The organism is Saccharopolyspora oryzae (assembly GCF_027853915.1).
In the GTDB taxonomy this organism is placed as follows: domain Bacteria; phylum Actinomycetota; class Actinomycetes; order Mycobacteriales; family Pseudonocardiaceae; genus Saccharopolyspora; species Saccharopolyspora oryzae.
This window is the reverse complement of sequence record NZ_JAQGLA010000047.1, coordinates 15,121-31,132: the sequence shown is the minus strand read 5'-3', so window position 1 is coordinate 31,132 and position 16,012 is coordinate 15,121. Positions and strand designations below refer to the sequence as shown.

The following is a 16,012-nucleotide window of genomic DNA, read 5'->3' as shown; positions in this document are numbered from 1 at the left end:
GAGGGGATGACCTTTCGTGTGGGACCGGTTACGGTTTCGGGACCGGTTCAGTGAAAGGTGCGTCACATATGGCTGAGGTTGCATACGTCAACGCGTCTCGCGTGTACCAGGGGAATCCGCCGGTCAGGGCCGTCGACCAGCTGGAGCTGGACATCGCCGACGGCGAGTTCCTGGTGCTGGTCGGACCGTCCGGTTCGGGCAAGTCGACGGCGTTGCGGATGCTCGCCGGCCTGGAGGACGTCGACGAGGGCGGCATCACCATCGGCGGCAGCGACGTCACGCACACCCCGCCGAAGAACCGGGACATCGCGATGGTGTTCCAGTCCTACGCGCTGTACCCGCACATGACCGTGGCCGAGAACATGGGCTTCGCGCTCAAGCTCCGCAAGACGCCCAAGGACGTCATCAAGGACAAGGTCACCGAAGCGGCGCGGATGCTGGACCTGGAGAAGTACCTGGACCGCAAGCCCAAGGCGCTCTCCGGTGGTCAGCGGCAGCGGGTCGCGATGGGGCGCGCGATCGTCCGCGAGCCCAGCGTGTTCCTGATGGACGAGCCGCTGTCGAACCTCGACGCCAAGCTGCGGGTGGAGACCCGCGCGAACATCGCCGCGCTGCAGAAGCGGCTGGGCACCACCACCATCTACGTCACCCACGACCAGGTCGAGGCGATGACGATGGGGCACCGGGTCGCGGTGCTCAAGGACGGCGTGCTGCAGCAGTGCGCCAGCCCGCGGGAGCTGTACGAGAACCCGGCGAACGCGTTCGTGGCCGGGTTCATCGGATCGCCCGCGATGAACCTCAAGACGGTGCCGCTGACCGGCGAGGGGGCGGTGCTGGACGGCACCACCATTCCGCTTTCGCGCCAGGCGCTGGCCGCCGCGGATGGTCTGGAGAAGGTGACCTTCGGTGTGCGGCCGGAGGCGTTGTCGCTGGTCTCCAGCGAGGACGACGGGCTGGCCATGACCGTCGAGCTCGTTGAGGAGCTGGGTGCGGACGCGCTGATCCACGGCGCCATGGACATCGGCGGCTCGCAGGAGCGTTTCGTGGTCCGGGCCGACGGCCGGACGCCGCCGGCGTTGGGGCAGCAGGTCAAGGTGTCCCTGCGCGACCACAGCGAGGTGCACCTGTTCCACCCGGAGACCGGAGCCCGCCTGGCCGCCTGACACGCCGAGCGCGCACCCCGACGGCTGACGCCCCCGCCTCCTGGTGGGGGCGTCTTCGCGTCTCGGGGCGGCTCTTGAGGTGGGGAATAACCCACTCGGTGGAGTGTTGCAAGTCGACGTGCTTAGACTGTAGTTGACAACGGTTTCCGTTACCGTTCGCAGTAAGTCGTCAGCCTGCTGCGCAAAACTGATCACCTAGGAGTGCGGTCGATGACCTCTCGCAGTCGCTCTGCGTCCACCGCCGTGGCCGGACTGGCCGCTGCCGCCCTCGCACTGACAGCCTGCGGAACCGGGGGACCGACCGCACCCGGACCGGACGACAAGATCAAGGTCGTCGCCTCCACCAGCGTCTGGGGCAGCGTCGCGCAGGCCGTCGGCGGCGACGCCGTCGAGGTCGAGTCGATCGTCAGCGACCCCAACGCCGACCCGCACTCGTACGAGAGCACCCCGCAGGACGCCGCGAAGGTCACCGACGCGCACCTGGTGGTGTTCAACGGCGGCGGCTACGACTCGTTCATCGAGGAGATCCTCCGCAGCAACGGCCAGAAGCCCACCGTGCAAGCCGTCGCGGACGAGGGTGAGCACCCCGAGGGCGAGCACGCCGGTCACGACCACGGACACGCTGGTCACGACCACTCGGTGAACGAGCACGTCTGGTACGACCTGCACGTCGTGCACCAGGTCGCCGACCAGGTCGCCGACGAGCTCGGCAAGCTCCAGCCCGGCAAGGCCGAGCAGTTCCACCAGGCGGCCGGGCAGTTCGAGGCCGAGGTCGAAGCGCTGGAGGGCAAGGTCGGCGAGATCGCCAAGTCCGCCAACGGCAAGCCGGTGATCGTCACCGAGCCGGTCGCGCACTACCTGATCGAGTCCGCCCAGCTGCGCGACGTCACCCCGCAGTCGTTCGTCAACGCCATCGAGGCCGAGTCCGACCCGTCGGCCGCGGCGGTCGCCGAGATCCAGAACGCGATCAACGGCAAGCAGGCGGCGGCGGTCGTCTACAACCCGCAGACTGAATCGCCGGTCACCCGCAACGTGCGCAGCGCCGCCGAGCAGAACCAGATCCCGGTCGTGGAGATGACCGAAACCCTGCCCGAGGGCAAGACCTACGTGCAGTGGATGGACGCCCAGATCACAGCGCTCCAGAGCGCCCTCAACCAGAATCGCTGAGGCATGACCGCCAAACCCGAGACCGCGCAGGCCATCGCGCCGCCCACCGCTCCGGCGGTGCGGCTGCAGGACGCTGCGCTCGCCTACGGCAGCCGGACCCTGTGGTCCGGGCTCGACCTGGAAGTCGCTCCCGGCGAGTTCCTGGCCGTGCTCGGGCCGAACGGTTCCGGCAAGACCAGCCTGCTCAAGGTGCTGCTCGGACTGCAGTCGCTGAGCGCGGGCAGCGTGGAGATCGCCGGCGAACCGGCGCGCCGCGGCAGCAACCGGATCGGCTACATCCCGCAGCAGCGGGCGCTGGAAGCCACCGTGACGGTGCGCGGCAGCGACCTCGTCGGGTTCGGTCTGGACGGGCACCACTGGGGCATCGGGTTCGGCAGCCGCCGCGAGCGCAAGCGCCGGGTCGCCGCCGCGCTGGAGGCCGTCGAGGCGACGCCGTACGCGCGGATGCCGCTGGGGCTGCTCTCCGGCGGTGAGCAGCAGCGGCTGCGGGTGGCACAGGCGCTGGTCAGCGACCCGTCGGTGCTGCTGTGCGACGAGCCGCTGCTGTCGCTGGACATCGCGCACCAGCGCAAGGTGAGCCGGTTGATCGCCGACCAGGCGCGTCGGGCCGGGGCCGCGGTGCTGTTCGTGACGCACGAGATCAACCCGGTGCTGCCGCTGGTCGACCGGGTGCTCTACCTGGTCGACGGCCGGTTCCGGGTCGGCACCCCGGACGAGGTGATGAACTCGGCGACCCTGTCCGAGCTGTACCGCACCGACATCGAGGTCGCCCGCGTCGGCGGTCGGCTGGTGGTCGCCGGTGCCGACGACCACGACCACTGCCACGTGGAAGAGGCTGACGAGGCGTGAACGCGATGACCGAGGCGCTGAGCAAGCTCTTCGACTTCAGCACGATGGTGAACCTGCTCGGCTACCCGTTCGTCCAGCAGGCGCTGCTGGCCGCCGCGGCGCTCGGCCTGGTGTCGGGGTGCCTGGCGCCGCTCGTGGTGGCGCGGAAGATGTCCTTCGCCGTGCACGGCACCGCTGAGCTGGCCTTCACCGGTGCCGCGGCGGCGTTGCTGGTCGGCGTCAGCGTGGGCGTCGGCGCGCTGGCCGGGGCTGTGGTGGCGGCGTTGCTGCTGGGCCTGCTGGGTCAGCGCGGTACCGAGCGGGACTCGGTGATCGGCGCGATCCTGTCGTTCGGCCTGGGCGTGGGCGTGCTGCTGCTGTGGTTGAACCCGGAGCGCACCGCGAACAAGTTCAGCCTGCTCGTCGGCCAGATCGTCGGGGTGGACTCGACCGACGTCCTGCTGCTCACCGCCAGCGCGGTGCTCGTGCTGGTGGTGTTCGGCTTCGTCTACCGGCCGCTGCTGTTCGCCAGCGTTGATCCCGACGTCGCGGCTGCGCGCGGGGTGCCGGCCCGGGTGCTGACGCCGCTGTTCGCGGTGCTCGTCGGCGTGGCGACCGCGCTCGGCGTGCACACCGTCGGTGCGCTGTTGGTGCTGGCGCTGATGGTGACCCCGGGCGCTGCGGCGGCTCGGGTGACCGCGAGCCCGCTCAAGGCGACCGTGCTGGCCGTGGTCTTCGCCGAGGTCGCAGTCCTGGGCGGCATCGTCCTGTCGCTGGCCCCGGGAGCTCCGGTGAGCGCCTTCGTCACGATCATCTCGTTCGTGATCTACCTGGCCTGCCGGGTCATCGGCAAACGCCGCCTCAGCCGCCTGACCCGAACCCCGGCCACCACCTGACCGGGCGAGTGAGCCTTGCCGAGTAACCTTCGGTGGCGTTGAGCAGTTCCCGATTCGGGACGGTTGGGACACGTCGAACCTGTTGCGGTGCAACAGAAAAGCGCAGAACCCCGGCATGAAGTGTTCTTTCCATGGATCAACTTCATGGATTCTGCGCCTGCCGTTCGTCGGCCGGGCGGTGGCCGGCGCGCGAACCGCCGCCAGGCCGCACGCGCAAGCGCCGAGCCAGGACGTCCGGCTGCACCGCCGAAGGCGGCGCCTTGATCCCGTAGGGCGCAATTCGGCAACGTGCACGTCCTTCCTCGTGTGAGATCTCGGCCGATGCTTGACACGTCGATCTCAGTTGATGCATGAACGTGGAACTGATCGGCTCTGCTGATCGATGTCCCATGTGGACGATCAATCGATCGCGTGCTTGTTGTCGCTCCAATGACCTATCCATCCCCCCAAAGCCATCAGGTGATCAAGAAAGCTGCCGGAGTCTTACTTGGTGCGCTCAGAACATGTGGATCACCACGGTGCCGTTCAGGGCGCGTGTCACCGGTCGAGAACTTGAGGGAGTTGGTGTGGGTAACAAGAGGCTGCGCCGCCGTTGGCGACCTGAAAGACGCCCAGCGCGGATACGTGTGCTGGGAGCTTTTACCAGCGTGGCAATGGTGGGTACGGGATTGTTCGTATCTGCCGCCCCACTTGCCCCGAAAGCTGAGGCAGCCGTGCCGTGCGGGCCATCCCCCGTGCCGACGTTTTTCAAAGACGAGGTCCAACAGCCCCCCGCGGCCAAGCCTGACGCGCCCGGTCACTACACCCTCACCGCGCATGTCGGTAGCCACGCGTTCCACAGCGATTGGCCCGCCGTGCGGACCTTGGGGTACAGCACGCCGAATGCGGCAGTGGACTACCTCGGCCCGACGATCACCACGCACAAGGGCAAGCCGATCGATGTGACGGTGGTCAACGATCTACCAGCGGCCGGAACTCCGATATTCCCGTTCGACCAGCCGAACAACAACAACAAGATCACCACCCACCGTCACGCTGGTCTGCAGCCGGCTCCCAGCGACGGTTCACCCGAGCCCATTCAACCGGAGATCCCGCCGGGGGCCTCGCGAACGAACCATTACCCCAACGACCAGGCCGCAGGCCCGCTGTGGTACCACGACCACGATCACGAAAACACCTCGTACCACGTGTACGAGGGCCTCGCGGGCTTCATGCCCAACACCGATGAACGGGAAGAGAACTTCCCGCTTCCCAAGGGCGACTTTGCCAAAAGCTTCGCGATCCAGGACAAGTCCTTCAATCCCGACTACACGTTGTGCTACAACCACGCTAACCCCGAGTTCTTCGGGGATCTGCCGGTGGTCAACGGCGCGGTCGCCCCGAAGCAGCAAGTCGAACCGCGCCGTTACACCTTCACCCTGCTCAACGGCTCCGATTCCCGCTTCTACCGCGTGAGCCTCAAGCAAGCTAGTGGCCCGACGGCCTCTGCACCGCCCAAGATGACCGTGGTGGCCAGCGACTCCGGGTACCTGTTCCACCCGGCCCCTGTCGACGAGCTGCTCATCGGCCCCGGGGAGCGGTACAAGGTGGTCGTCGACTTCACCGGCCACAATGACCAGAACTGGGTGCTGTCCAACAACGCTCCGACGCCTCTCGGCCCTATGGACGATGTCGACCCCACCGGGGGCGGAATTCCTCAAATCATGCGGTTCGACGTTGGGACTTCGACCAGCTCACCGGATAAGTCTCGAATCCCGAAGGTCCTGCCGGAGACGAACAACGTCCTTCCGCCCGAGGCTCTGCTGGCTCGGTCCCGGCTGCGGACAGTGCAGGCCGGCGAGGCCACTCCTGGTGTGCCGCAGCTCGGAGACAAAGACCAGCTGCTGAACTTCCTTGACCCACCGACCGAGACGCCCCAGCTGAACTCGACCGAGACGTGGGCCATGCGAAACCACAGCCCAGACTCACACCCGATCCATCTGCACATGGTCGAACTGCGGCTGATCGGGCGCTGGCATGTCGGCCAGTGGGACGCCAACGGAAAACCCGTACCGTCCAGCATCGGACCGTTCGAACCGCCTCGTCCTTACGAAACCGGTCCAAAGGAAGATTTCGTTTCTCCGCCGGACTACATCACCGCGTGGGCGGGCACGTTCACCGTCCCAGGTGCCTCGGTCTGGCACTGCCACATTCTCTCCCATGAGGACGGTGCAAGCACCGGCGGTGCCGTGGAGATGATGCGACCGTTGGTCATCGGCAACACACCACAAACCCAACTGCCGCGGGTTCTCACCCAGGCCCGACTCGACCAGTTGATCCGACAGCCTTAGTCACCCGCCACCAAACCCCTCACCCGGTGCTTCCGTGCTGGCCCTCCAGCACGGAAGCACCGGGTTCCTCATGTCCACAGCGTCGCAGCGCACGGCGTTGTTCCTGAGCAAGACTCACGTTCGACCAAGTCCACGAGCTGCGCGTACCCCGCCCCGCGGAGCCACACGACCAAACAAGAGTTGATCGCACAACGCAACAAGAACTTGCGCGGAAAGGCTCAGTCCCATCCGCAGTTTCAATTGAAACTGCACACCCGGGCGTGTCGGGACCTCGGCGTGTCGGGACCTTTGGGCTCTGACACGCCGACGTCTGCCGGGGGCTGTGGACAACTCGGGTCACCTGTGGAGAACTTCCGCAAGTTCAATGGAAATCGGATGTCTGATTTCCATTGAACTTGCGGGGGCCGGGATCGGGTGGCGGTGGGGGTCGGGGTGGCCGAACCTGGCGGTCGTGGGTGGTGCTCGGCGGGAGGCGCTGATCAACGCGGTCGCCACGGTGGGGGCCGTGGTGGTGTGCACCGCCGTCTACTACGCGCTGCCGTTCGACGTGTTCGGGATCGGGGGAACCGTCGGCGCGGTCGTGGTCTTCGACCTGGGGTTGCTGGCCATCTCGACGTTGATCATGGTCCAGGTGCACCGGTTCCGGCACGGCGACGGGCGCCGCGGGAGCTCGATCGCGGGCGTCGTGGCCGCGCTCTACCTGGCGGTTCTGTTCTTCGCCGCCGTCTACTTCGCGATCGCCCGCCACCAGCCGGACGTGATCGCCTCGCTGCGCACCAAGACCGACGCCCTGTACTTCTCCCTGTCGATCACCAGCACCGTCGGATTCGGTGACGTGCACGCGATCTCGCAGTTCGCGCGGGCGGTGGCGGCCGTCCAGATGGCGTTCAACATCGGCTTCCTGGGCATGGCGGTGGCCGTCCTCCGAACGAGGGCGACCCGCGCCTGATCCGCCGGTCAGGCGAGGCCGAGGTAGCGGCGTTCGTTGAACTGGGTTCCGGAGCAGGACGCTCCGAGGTCGTGCCCGATCCGCTCGATCACGTCCGCCAGTTCGAGGCGGGCCAGCCACGGGCGGGGGAGGACCGCCGTGCCGTGGCGGGCGCCGAGGATGGCCCCGGTCAGGGCCGCGGTGGAGTCGCTGTGCCCGGAGTGGTTGGCCGCGAGCCGCACCGCGTCCGCGAACTGCTCCGGCTTCGGCAGGGCCAGCGCGCAGTAGACGCCGATGGCCAGCGCTTCCGGGCCGATCCAGCCCTGTCCCAGGCGTTCGATGTGGCCGACGCTGGCGCCGAGCCGGGCCAGCGTCGCGGCCTCGGCCAGCGCGCTCGCGGTTTCGGCGTCCTCGCGCAGCACCCGCCCGGCGGCCTGGTCCACGGCGGCCGGCAGCTTGCGGTCCTGGACCGCGACCAGGTGCACGATCAGCGCCATCGCCCCGGCCGAGGCCCAGCCGCCGACTCCGCCGTGGGTGAGCGCGGCGCACTGGCAGGCCAGCTGGTAGGCCATCTCGGCGCTGGGCGCCAGGCCGAGGGGCGCGCTGCGGTCGACCCCGCCGCAGCCCTTCGAGCTGTTGCGCGGCCGGTCCGGGGTGCCCAGTTCGGGCTCTTGGAGCGAGCGGAGGCTGGTCAGGCCGGGAGCCCGGCTGGCGTACAGCTCGGGCTCGGCCAGCAGACCGGTCGCGCCGGGTTGAGGTTTGTCCTCCTGCTGGGTGATCAACCACCGTCGGTAAGCGGCTGCGGTGGACTCGACCGGGCGCCAGGGGCCGCCGTTGTTGCCGGTCGTCCAGGCGTGCAAGAAGCCCTCGCCGGTGAACAGCGTCATCTGCGTGGCGTCGCCCAGCAGCGCTTGAGGTGGTGGTTCGGACACTCCGTCCTGGCCGAACTCGGCCCGGATGTCGTCCAGCTGCGCGTACTCGACCGGGCTGCCGAGCGCGTCGCCCAGAGCCCCGCCGAGCAGGCAGGCCACCGCGCGATCGACCACTGTGGATGGTGTGCGCACGGGTGGGGCTCTCCTTCCGCAGTGTCCTCGTTCGGGTGATCGACTGGTCCAAACTTTACTTGGCGTGTTCATCGACGGGGAGACGTTCGTGGTCAACGGCGGGTCGTCGCGGATCGCATTCGGGTCATACCGCGCATTCCTCCATTGGGGTGAGGGCTGCTCGGCATTCCGGCCGCCTGCATCGACTCCTCGTTACGGTGTGTCGGCCCCGGGGCGAGGTTCGCCCGGGGTGTGGACTCGATGTGGACCTTGGTCGAGACTGTCTGAAGGCTCAACGAAAACATGAGCGGGAATCGGATTAGGAGATGATGGCGCCGTACGACAGACCGAGCGGAGCACCGGCCACGGGATTCGAGTTCCGCGTGCTCGGTCCGCTCGAGGTGCTCGTCGACGGCGTCGCGCGCCCGATGGGCAGCGTCCAGGTCCGCGCGCTGCTCACCTGCCTGCTGCTCGAGCCGAACCAGATCGTGTCCATGGACCGGCTGATCGACACCATCTGGGAGCACGACCCGCCGGCCACCGCGCGCACCATCATCCAGGGCTACGTCTCCCGACTGCGCAAGCTCTTCGGCGCAGGTGGGCCGGACGGCCCCGAGATCGTCACCCGCCCGCCCGGCTACCTGCTGAGCGTCGACGCCGAGCGGATCGACGCGCACCGCGCCCGCGCCCTGATCAACCGCGCGCACGGCCTCGACCCGGCGGAGCGCTCACGCGTGCTGGGCGAAGCGCTGAGCCTCTGGCGCGGTCCGGTGCTCACCGACATCACCAGCAGCCGCCTGTACCGGATGGTCGCCCCCAACCTGGACGAGCTGCGGCTGCTCGCGCTGGAGGAGCGGGTCGACGCTGACCTGGACCTGGGGCGTCACCACCAGCTGGTGCTGGAGCTGTCCACGCTCGTCGACCGGTACCCGCTGCGCGAGCGCCTGACCGGGCAGCTGATGCTCGCCAGCTACCGCGCCGGGCACCGCGCCGAAGCGCAGTCCAAGTTCCACGAGCTGCGCCGCAGGCTCTCCGACGAGCTCGGCCTCGACCCGGGCCCCGACCTGCGCAACCTCTACGAGCAGGTGCTCCGCGACGATCCGGCGCTGCGCAGCCCGCAGCACCGCTCGGAACCGGCGCTGGGCATCAAGCGCCCCACCCCGGCCGAGCTGCCCCCGGCCCCGGCCGGGTTCGTGGGTCGCCGCCACGAGCTCGGCGAGCTGGACCGGCTGCTGGCCGAGCGCGAACGCGGCTCCAGCCTGCTCGCGGTGCTCACCGGGATCGCCGGCGTCGGCAAGAGCGCGCTCGCGCTGACCTGGGCGCACCGCGTCGAGCAGGAGTTCCCCGACGGCCAGCTCTACGCCTCGCTGCGCGGCTACGACTCCGAGCGCGAACCGCTGAGCCCCGGCGAGGCGCTGACCAGCATGTTGAAGGCGCTCGGCGTGGCCGCCGAGGCGATCCCGGTGGAGCTGGACGACCGCGCCGCGCTGTACCGGTCGCTGCTGGCCAAGCGGCGGGTGCTGGTCTTGCTGGACAACGCGCGCGACTCCGAGCAGGTCCGCCCGCTGCTGCCGGGCAGCGCGGAGTCGATGGTGCTGGTGACCAGCCGGCGGCGGCTGGACGGACTGGTGGTGCGCAGCGGAGCGAGGGTGCTGCCGCTGGAGACGCTGCCCACCGAAGCGGCGATCGAGCTGCTCGACCGCGCGCGCGTGCCGGGCAAGTCGGCGTCCGAACCGGCCGCGGCGGCCGAGCTCGCGGCGCTATGCGGCGGCCTGCCGCTGGCGCTGCGCATCGCCGCGGCGAGGCTGGCCGCGAACCCGGCGCGCGGGGTGTCCGACCTGGTGCACGAGCTAACCGACGAGCGGAACCGCCTGCGCGCGTTGGACATCGACGACGACGCGGACACCAGCGTGCGCCGCGCCTTCGACATCTCCTACCGGAGCCTGCACCCGGTGCACGCCGAGACGTTCCGGCTGCTCGGCCTGGTGCCCGGCCACACCTTCACCGCCGACGCCGTCGCGGCCCTGTGCGACACCGATCCGCCCAGCGCGCAGCGCCGGCTGCGGACGCTCGCGCTGGCGCACCTGGTCGTCGAGCCGGAACCGGACCGCTTCGCCATGCACGACCTGCTGCGGGTGTACGCCCGCGACCTGCTGGTCGAGTGCGACGACACCGGTGCGCTGCGCCGGCTGCTCAACCACTACTTGGCCGTGGCCGACCACGCGCGCCGCTTCCTGCGCCCGACGCGCGACGAGCTGAACTTCGTCAGCGCGCTCCGCCCGCCCGCGATCGCCGACCGGGCCCAGGCGCTGGACTGGTTCGACGCCGAGTGGCCGAACCTGATCGCCGCGGTCCGGGCCGCCAAGGCGCGGGGCATGCACGACCTCGCCTGGCAACTGGCCCGGTTGCAGTTCAACTACCTGATGGTGCGCTGCCCGTGGGAGGACTGGATCCGCGTCTACACCGACGGGCTGGAGTCCGCGCGAGCCGCGGCCGATCCGACCGGCGAGGTGCTGATGTCGGCCGGGCTGGGCGTGGCGCACTCGCGGTCCGGGCAGCTGGACGAGGCGCTGGCCCACTACGACGAGTCCTACCGGGTCGCGGTGGCCAACGACGACGCCTCGCGGCGGGCGATGACGCAGATCAACATGGCCAGCGTGCTGTTCCGGCTCAAGCGCTACGACGAGGCGAAGGTGCACTGCCAGGACGCGCTGCGGGTCTACCGGTCGCTCGGCGACACCTACTTCGAGGCCGGGGCGCTGAACAACCTCGCGATGGTCGAGCAGATCAACGGCGAGCTGGAGGAGGCGCTGGCGCACCTGCGCGAGGCCGAAGCGCTCTACCGCGCCGCCGACGACCTGGACACCTTGGCGATGGTGCTGAACAACTGCGGCGAGGTCTGCATCGAGCTCGGTCGCCTCGACGACGGCGAGCGCTACCACCACGACGCCCTCGACGTCGCGCTGAAGTGCGGTTCGGCGATGCGCCAAGCCGCGGCCTACCTGGGCTTGGGCGACACGGCGCGCTGCCGCGGCGACCTGGCGGTGGCCCGCACCAGGTGGGAGACGGCGCTGGCGATCTTCGAGGCGGAGGGCTCGCCGCGGGTGGCCGAGGCGCGGGAGCGGCTCGACGCGTTGGCCACGCCCGCGTGATCGATTTGCTCGCATCGTCGGGATCCCGCCCCTAAGATGAATATTCCGGGAAACGCGCCGGTGGGGGTTCCCGCGCGACCGGATTCGCATGCGTTTAGCGCGCATTTAGCCGTTGTGCAGCGCCCGCTGGGACTTTGTGTTCAGTGCGGATCAGCCGTGCGAGATCCGCACTGAGGGCGGCTCTGGGGGGAGTCCAAGGGGGGATTGTCGCCCGGTCGCCCCGGTCGTTCTTTCGAGCTCGACCGGGGCGGCCGCTAAGGGGGGCGGAAGCATTCGGGACGCCTTCCGAATGGACGATGGGGGTGAGTGCGGGCTTTCGGCCGAACAGGGTGTGCCTGGCCGGAGGTCCGCACTTCGTCCTATCCGCAGGTCATTTCGCGGCGGTCAGCTTCTCCAGCTGCGGGCGCTTCGGCCCGCGGCCGTCTCCGCTGGACACCCCGCGCAGCCGGCGACCGATCCACGGCGCCAGGTACTCCCGGGCCCACTTGATGTCCTCGGCGCGCTGGGTCCGCCACGACGTCTCCGCAGCGTCCGGCCACGGCTCGCGCCAGTCCTCGCCGGTCTCCACGCCCAGCGCCTCGCAGGCGCGCAGCGCGACTCGGCGGTGGCCGTCGGCCGACAGGTGCAGCCGGTCGCCGCTCCAGGCCCGCGAGTCCCGCAGCACGCGCATCGACCACAGGTCGAGCACGTAGCAGCCGTACCGGTCCGCGATGGAGCGCAGGTGCGAGTTGTAGGTGCCGACCTTCCCGCGGACGTGGCGCAGGACGGGCGTTTCGGTGGTGTCGAAGCCGGTGCCGATCAGCACGTCGATGCCCGCCGCCCGCAGTTCGGCGACCGCGGACTCGAAGAGCTGCGCCACGGTGTCCGGGTCGCTGCCGGGGCGGATGATGTCGTTGCCCCCGGCGGTGAACGAGACCAGGCCGGGCTTCAGCTCGACGGCCTGCGGGACCTGGTCGTCGACGATCTGGCGGATGAGCTTGCCGCGCACGGCCAGGTTCGCGTAGCTCAAGTTGGGGTTGTCCGCGGCGAGGTGCTCGGCGAGCCGGTCCGCCCAGCCCCGGAACGCGCCGTCCGGCCGGGGGTCGTCGAGGCCTTCGGTGAAGCTGTCCCCCAACGCGACGAAGCTGTCCCAGCGGGCCGAGCCGGCGCTGCGCTGCGATGCCATGTCAATTCCTTCCTGGTGTTTCCTCCCGCCCACGCGGTGATCCGAGAACAACAGTGGCGTTCCCATCCCTACCTACGCCACCGTCGGTTCCGGCTTTAGTGATTAACGGCACTGAATAGTCTAGTTTTTCTGGGCGTTTTGCGAGCTTCGGATTCCCGCAACCCGAGGAAGCGCGACGACGGGGTCCCACGACCGGTTGACACCGGTCCCCGGGTGGGTGCTTTCCCTTGTCATGCGGTGCTTTTGGCTGATCGAACCGGCAACTGGGTGGCTGTTCCCGGAAACACCAGTACGGGTGAACGTCAGCTGCTACTGTCCTTCGGCGGTAACAGAAGCAACGAGGGGGCCCGCGATGTCGGCATTTACGCAGGTGACAGCCCGCCGTGCGCTCGGGGAGGCGCACGTGCGACGCCGTTCGCCTGGCTGCCGCGTCGCGGTCGGTTGAAGCGGGGAACGACGGAATGCTCTACCGCGTCGGTTCCAATGCGCCCGCCATCCGGACTGAGCCGGATGTCGCGAGGCTAATCGACCGTCCCAAGTACCTGGGGGAATCGTGACGTCACCGCAGAATCCGGCGTCCGCGCCGGAGCCCGCGGGCTTCGACGCGCAACAGGCCGGTCCTGGCGGACGCCGTTCGGACGCACCGATGCGCGGCTCGCTCGGCGAGCCGCCCGCACCCGGAGGCGCCCGGCCGGCGCCGCGCCCGGTGCGCTTCGACCTGCGCGCCGAGTTCGCGGCCATGACCGGCGAACCGCACCCGTTCGCGTTCTGGCAGCGCGTCGAGCAGCTGCCGGAGCGCTTCGAACAGGAGCAGCGCAGGCAGCTCCAAGCCACCCGCCCGGCGCCGGACCGCCCGAAGCCGCCCGCGGCAGGCAAGTCCCTGTCCGGAGACCTCGGCGGCCCGGCCGAACCGGAGCTGTCCGGCTCCCTGGACGGCGACCTGCCGGCGCCGCCGTCCCGCCCCAGCGCCATGAGCGGATCCCTGACCGGTTCGCTGGCGCCCGACGGTCCGCCGAGCGGCGCCTTCGCCCAGCCCGGACCGGACGGTCCGCGAGCCGAACCCGGTCCGCCGCCGCGCCGCGAGGGCCCGCCACCGCAGGCCCCGATCGACGGCCCGCCGCGCCCGGATGGCCACCGCTACGAGTCCGGACTGATCGACGGTCCGCCGCCGCGCCACGAGGCACCCGATGGTCCGCCGCCGCGTCGTGATGTGCCCGACGGCCCGCCGCCGCAGATGGGCCCGCCGAGCGGTGCCGTCGCCCAGGTCGGACCGGATGGCCCGCCGCCGCGCCCGGACAGCCCTCCGCCGCGGCGCGAAGGCCCCCCGAGCCCGGACGAGCTCGGCCCGCCGATCCGGGTGGGTCCGCCCAGCGCTCCCATCGGCAAGCTCCGCCAGAACGCCCAGCCGCCCAACGAGGCGCCACCGAGGCACGAAGCTCCGCCGCCGCGCCCGGACGGCCCACCGCAGGGCCCGAACGGCGAACCGCCGCTGCAAACCGGTCCGCCGAGCGGTGGTTTCGGCCAGCTGGGCGCTGACGGCCCGTCCCGGCGCGAGGGTCCGCCGTCGGGACCGCTGGACGTCCCGCCGCCGCCCGCGCCCGACGGCCCGCCCCGGCACGAGGCCGGGCCCGACGGTCCGCCGAGCGGCCCGCTCCCGGCTCCGCCGCGGCCCGATGCGGCTCCGCCGCACGCCCCTGCTCCGCAGGCCGACGCTCCGCTCGACGGCCCTCCGGGCCGTCCGCTGCCGCCGGATGCTCCGCCGTCGGCGGGTCCCCGCTTCGCGGGTCCGCCTCCGGCCGAGCCGAACGGCCCTGCTCCGCAGGGTCCGCCGCCGGGTGCTCCCGCCGTTGGCGGTCCGCCCCCGCGTCCGCCGGTCGCTCCGGGCCCGCCGCCTCCGGCGCCGGACGGTGCTCCGCCTGCCGGTCGGCCGCCCGGTCGTCCGCCGCAGCCGGCTCCGCCGCGCGCGGAGCCGCCGCGTCCGCCGGAGCCCGCTCCGGCTCCGCCGCCGAAGGAGGAGGCTCGTCCGGTCGCGGCGCGTGCACCGAAGTTCGCGCAGCGCGCCGACGGCGGGTTCGGGCCGATGGGCTCGTCCGGTGGTTGGACGGGCGGTTCGGCGCGGGCCGGTTACGGCCGGAACACCACGTGGTCGGCCGACGACTTCAAGGAAGAGCGCCGCAACGACAACGACCTGCAGGTCGGCGCCGGTTACAAGCCGGGCGAGAGCGGGAGCACCGTCGTGCCGCAGTTCCTGATCGAGGCCGACGAGCTCTTCGACGACGACGAGGGCGACGGCGGCAGCCGTCTGGTGGCGCCGCCGGTGCTGGGCGAAGCGCCGTCGAGCTACCGGGACTTCTAGCGCGGGCACGGCCGGTGCGCCGACCCGCACCGGCCGCTGCACCCAGACTCCGAAATGAGCGTTCGATGGTCGAGACGATCAACTTGTCGATCCCCGCGGTCGACCTGCTCGGTGAGCAGTTGAACCTCACCGTGCGGCAGTACCCGTTCGAGCTGCCCCGGATCGGGGAGCTGGGCGAGGACCGCAACCGGCTGGTGCAGCAGGTCTGGCAGGAGCTGGAGTCCACCGGGCTGGCGCGCAACGGGCGTCCGGAGCCGGAGGTCGAGGACGCGCTCTACCTGCTGTGCAGCTCCGAGGTGTCGATCGCGGCGGCCGGTCTGCTGGACGTGCGCGCCGGGCATCGGCTGGCGGCGCGGGTGGTGGCCACCGGCGAGGTCGGCGTCGTCGGGGTGCTCGACGGCCGCGGGCTGCGGATGAGCTTCCTGGCGCCGGATGCGCTGCCGCGGGCGTGCGCGGACCTGCTGCCCGACGCTCCGCTGGGCACGGAGAACCCGGTGCGCGCGGTGGCCGATCGCAGCAGCGGGCATCCGGCCGACGCCGACATCGACGGCCTGGCCGAGCTGCGCGCGATCACCTCGCGCCAGAAGTTCCGCCTCGGCCACTTCGTGGTCAGCGGCGACCGGCGCAACGGCCCCCGCCAGCCGAACCTGATCTGGTTCGACAACGATCAGGGCCGCTACGCGCTCCAGGGCGAGCGGGCCGAAGGCCGGGACGTGATCACCTGCGGCCCGGCGGACAAGCGGACCATCGCGGGCCAACTGGCCACCCTCCTCGACCGCACCCGCCAGAACCGCATCTGACGACGCGCCGGGCCATGTCGGTCCCCGACACGCCGACACCTGTGGACAGGCCCGGGTCCTTGTGGAGAACTTCCGCAATTTCAATGGAAATCAGAGGTCCGATTTCCATTGAATTTGCGGACCCCCAGCCCCCAGCCCGCCGCACGACGTCCGCGGCCTTCCGAAGCCGTCGGCCGGGAGGTCC

The 16,012-nt window shown here is 70.4% G+C and carries 11 protein-coding genes; 9 read left to right on the top strand and 2 right to left on the bottom strand.

The genetic code is table 11. The features are described 5' to 3' along the window. The first annotated feature begins 68 nt into the window (after positions 1–68). The 6 genes from OU415_RS24095 to OU415_RS24070 all read left to right on the top strand — a co-directional run bounded on the left by OU415_RS24095 (position 69) and on the right by OU415_RS24070 (position 7,333). Entirely contained in the window at positions 69–1,163 is a 1,095-nt protein-coding gene (locus OU415_RS24095) for an ABC transporter ATP-binding protein (RefSeq protein WP_270951434.1), read from the top strand. A 210-nt stretch (positions 1,164–1,373) separates the two neighbouring features. Next, positions 1,374–2,330 (top strand): metal ABC transporter solute-binding protein, Zn/Mn family, encoded by a 957-nt coding sequence (locus OU415_RS24090; RefSeq protein WP_270951432.1) that lies wholly within the window; start codon positions 1,374–1,376, stop codon positions 2,328–2,330. A 3-nt stretch (positions 2,331–2,333) separates the two neighbouring features. Next, complete coding sequence (locus tag OU415_RS24085; RefSeq protein ID WP_270951430.1) at positions 2,334–3,179, top strand: metal ABC transporter ATP-binding protein; 846 nt, start codon at positions 2,334–2,336, stop codon at positions 3,177–3,179. Between the two features lie 17 nt (positions 3,180–3,196). Next, a complete protein-coding gene (locus tag OU415_RS24080; RefSeq protein WP_408641904.1) occupies positions 3,197–4,054 on the top strand; it encodes a metal ABC transporter permease in 858 nt (285 codons plus the stop codon). Positions 4,055–4,707: 653 nt separating this feature from the next. Further along, positions 4,708–6,384, top strand: coding sequence for a multicopper oxidase family protein (locus OU415_RS24075; RefSeq protein WP_270951461.1), 1,677 nt, complete (start codon positions 4,708–4,710; stop codon positions 6,382–6,384). A gap of 451 nt (positions 6,385–6,835) precedes the next feature. Continuing rightward, positions 6,836–7,333: a potassium channel family protein gene (locus OU415_RS24070; protein WP_270951429.1), complete on the top strand. Its 498-nt coding sequence runs from the start codon at positions 6,836–6,838 to the stop codon at positions 7,331–7,333. Positions 7,334–7,341: 8 nt separating this feature from the next. On the opposite strand, the gene OU415_RS24065 is transcribed toward OU415_RS24070, so the two are convergent. After that, positions 7,342–8,376, bottom strand: coding sequence for an ADP-ribosylglycohydrolase family protein (locus OU415_RS24065; RefSeq protein ID WP_270951428.1), 1,035 nt, complete (start codon positions 8,374–8,376; stop codon positions 7,342–7,344). Between the two features lie 308 nt (positions 8,377–8,684). Between OU415_RS24065 and OU415_RS24060 the strand changes: the two genes are divergently transcribed. Then, positions 8,685–11,507, top strand: coding sequence for an AfsR/SARP family transcriptional regulator (locus OU415_RS24060; protein WP_270951427.1), 2,823 nt, complete (start codon positions 8,685–8,687; stop codon positions 11,505–11,507). A gap of 370 nt (positions 11,508–11,877) precedes the next feature. On the opposite strand, the gene OU415_RS24055 is transcribed toward OU415_RS24060, so the two are convergent. Then, positions 11,878–12,672, bottom strand: a complete 795-nt coding sequence (locus tag OU415_RS24055) for an SGNH/GDSL hydrolase family protein (protein ID WP_270951426.1) — start codon at positions 12,670–12,672, stop codon at positions 11,878–11,880. A gap of 553 nt (positions 12,673–13,225) precedes the next feature. Here OU415_RS24055 and OU415_RS24050 point away from each other — a divergent pair. After that, complete coding sequence (locus OU415_RS24050) at positions 13,226–15,028, top strand: hypothetical protein (protein ID WP_270951424.1); 1,803 nt, start codon at positions 13,226–13,228, stop codon at positions 15,026–15,028. Positions 15,029–15,093: 65 nt separating this feature from the next. Beyond that, a complete protein-coding gene (locus OU415_RS24045; RefSeq protein ID WP_270951422.1) occupies positions 15,094–15,828 on the top strand; it encodes an ESX secretion-associated protein EspG in 735 nt (244 codons plus the stop codon). Positions 15,829–16,012 lie beyond the last annotated feature (184 nt).

What these genes read in the sequence shown, in the direction of transcription:
- OU415_RS24095 (WP_270951434.1), top strand. Translation starts at nt 69, where the DNA reads ATGGCTGAGGTTGCATACGTCAACGCGTCTCGCGTGTACCAGGGGAAT.
- OU415_RS24090 (WP_270951432.1), top strand. Translation starts at nt 1,374, where the DNA reads ATGACCTCTCGCAGTCGCTCTGCGTCCACCGCCGTGGCCGGACTGGCC.
- OU415_RS24085 (WP_270951430.1), top strand. Translation starts at nt 2,334, where the DNA reads ATGACCGCCAAACCCGAGACCGCGCAGGCCATCGCGCCGCCCACCGCT.
- OU415_RS24075 (WP_270951461.1), top strand. Translation starts at nt 4,708, where the DNA reads ATGGTGGGTACGGGATTGTTCGTATCTGCCGCCCCACTTGCCCCGAAA.
- OU415_RS24060 (WP_270951427.1), top strand. Translation starts at nt 8,685, where the DNA reads ATGGCGCCGTACGACAGACCGAGCGGAGCACCGGCCACGGGATTCGAG.
- OU415_RS24055 (WP_270951426.1), bottom strand. Translation starts at nt 12,672, where the DNA reads ATGGCATCGCAGCGCAGCGCCGGCTCGGCCCGCTGGGACAGCTTCGTC.
- OU415_RS24045 (WP_270951422.1), top strand. Translation starts at nt 15,094, where the DNA reads ATGGTCGAGACGATCAACTTGTCGATCCCCGCGGTCGACCTGCTCGGT.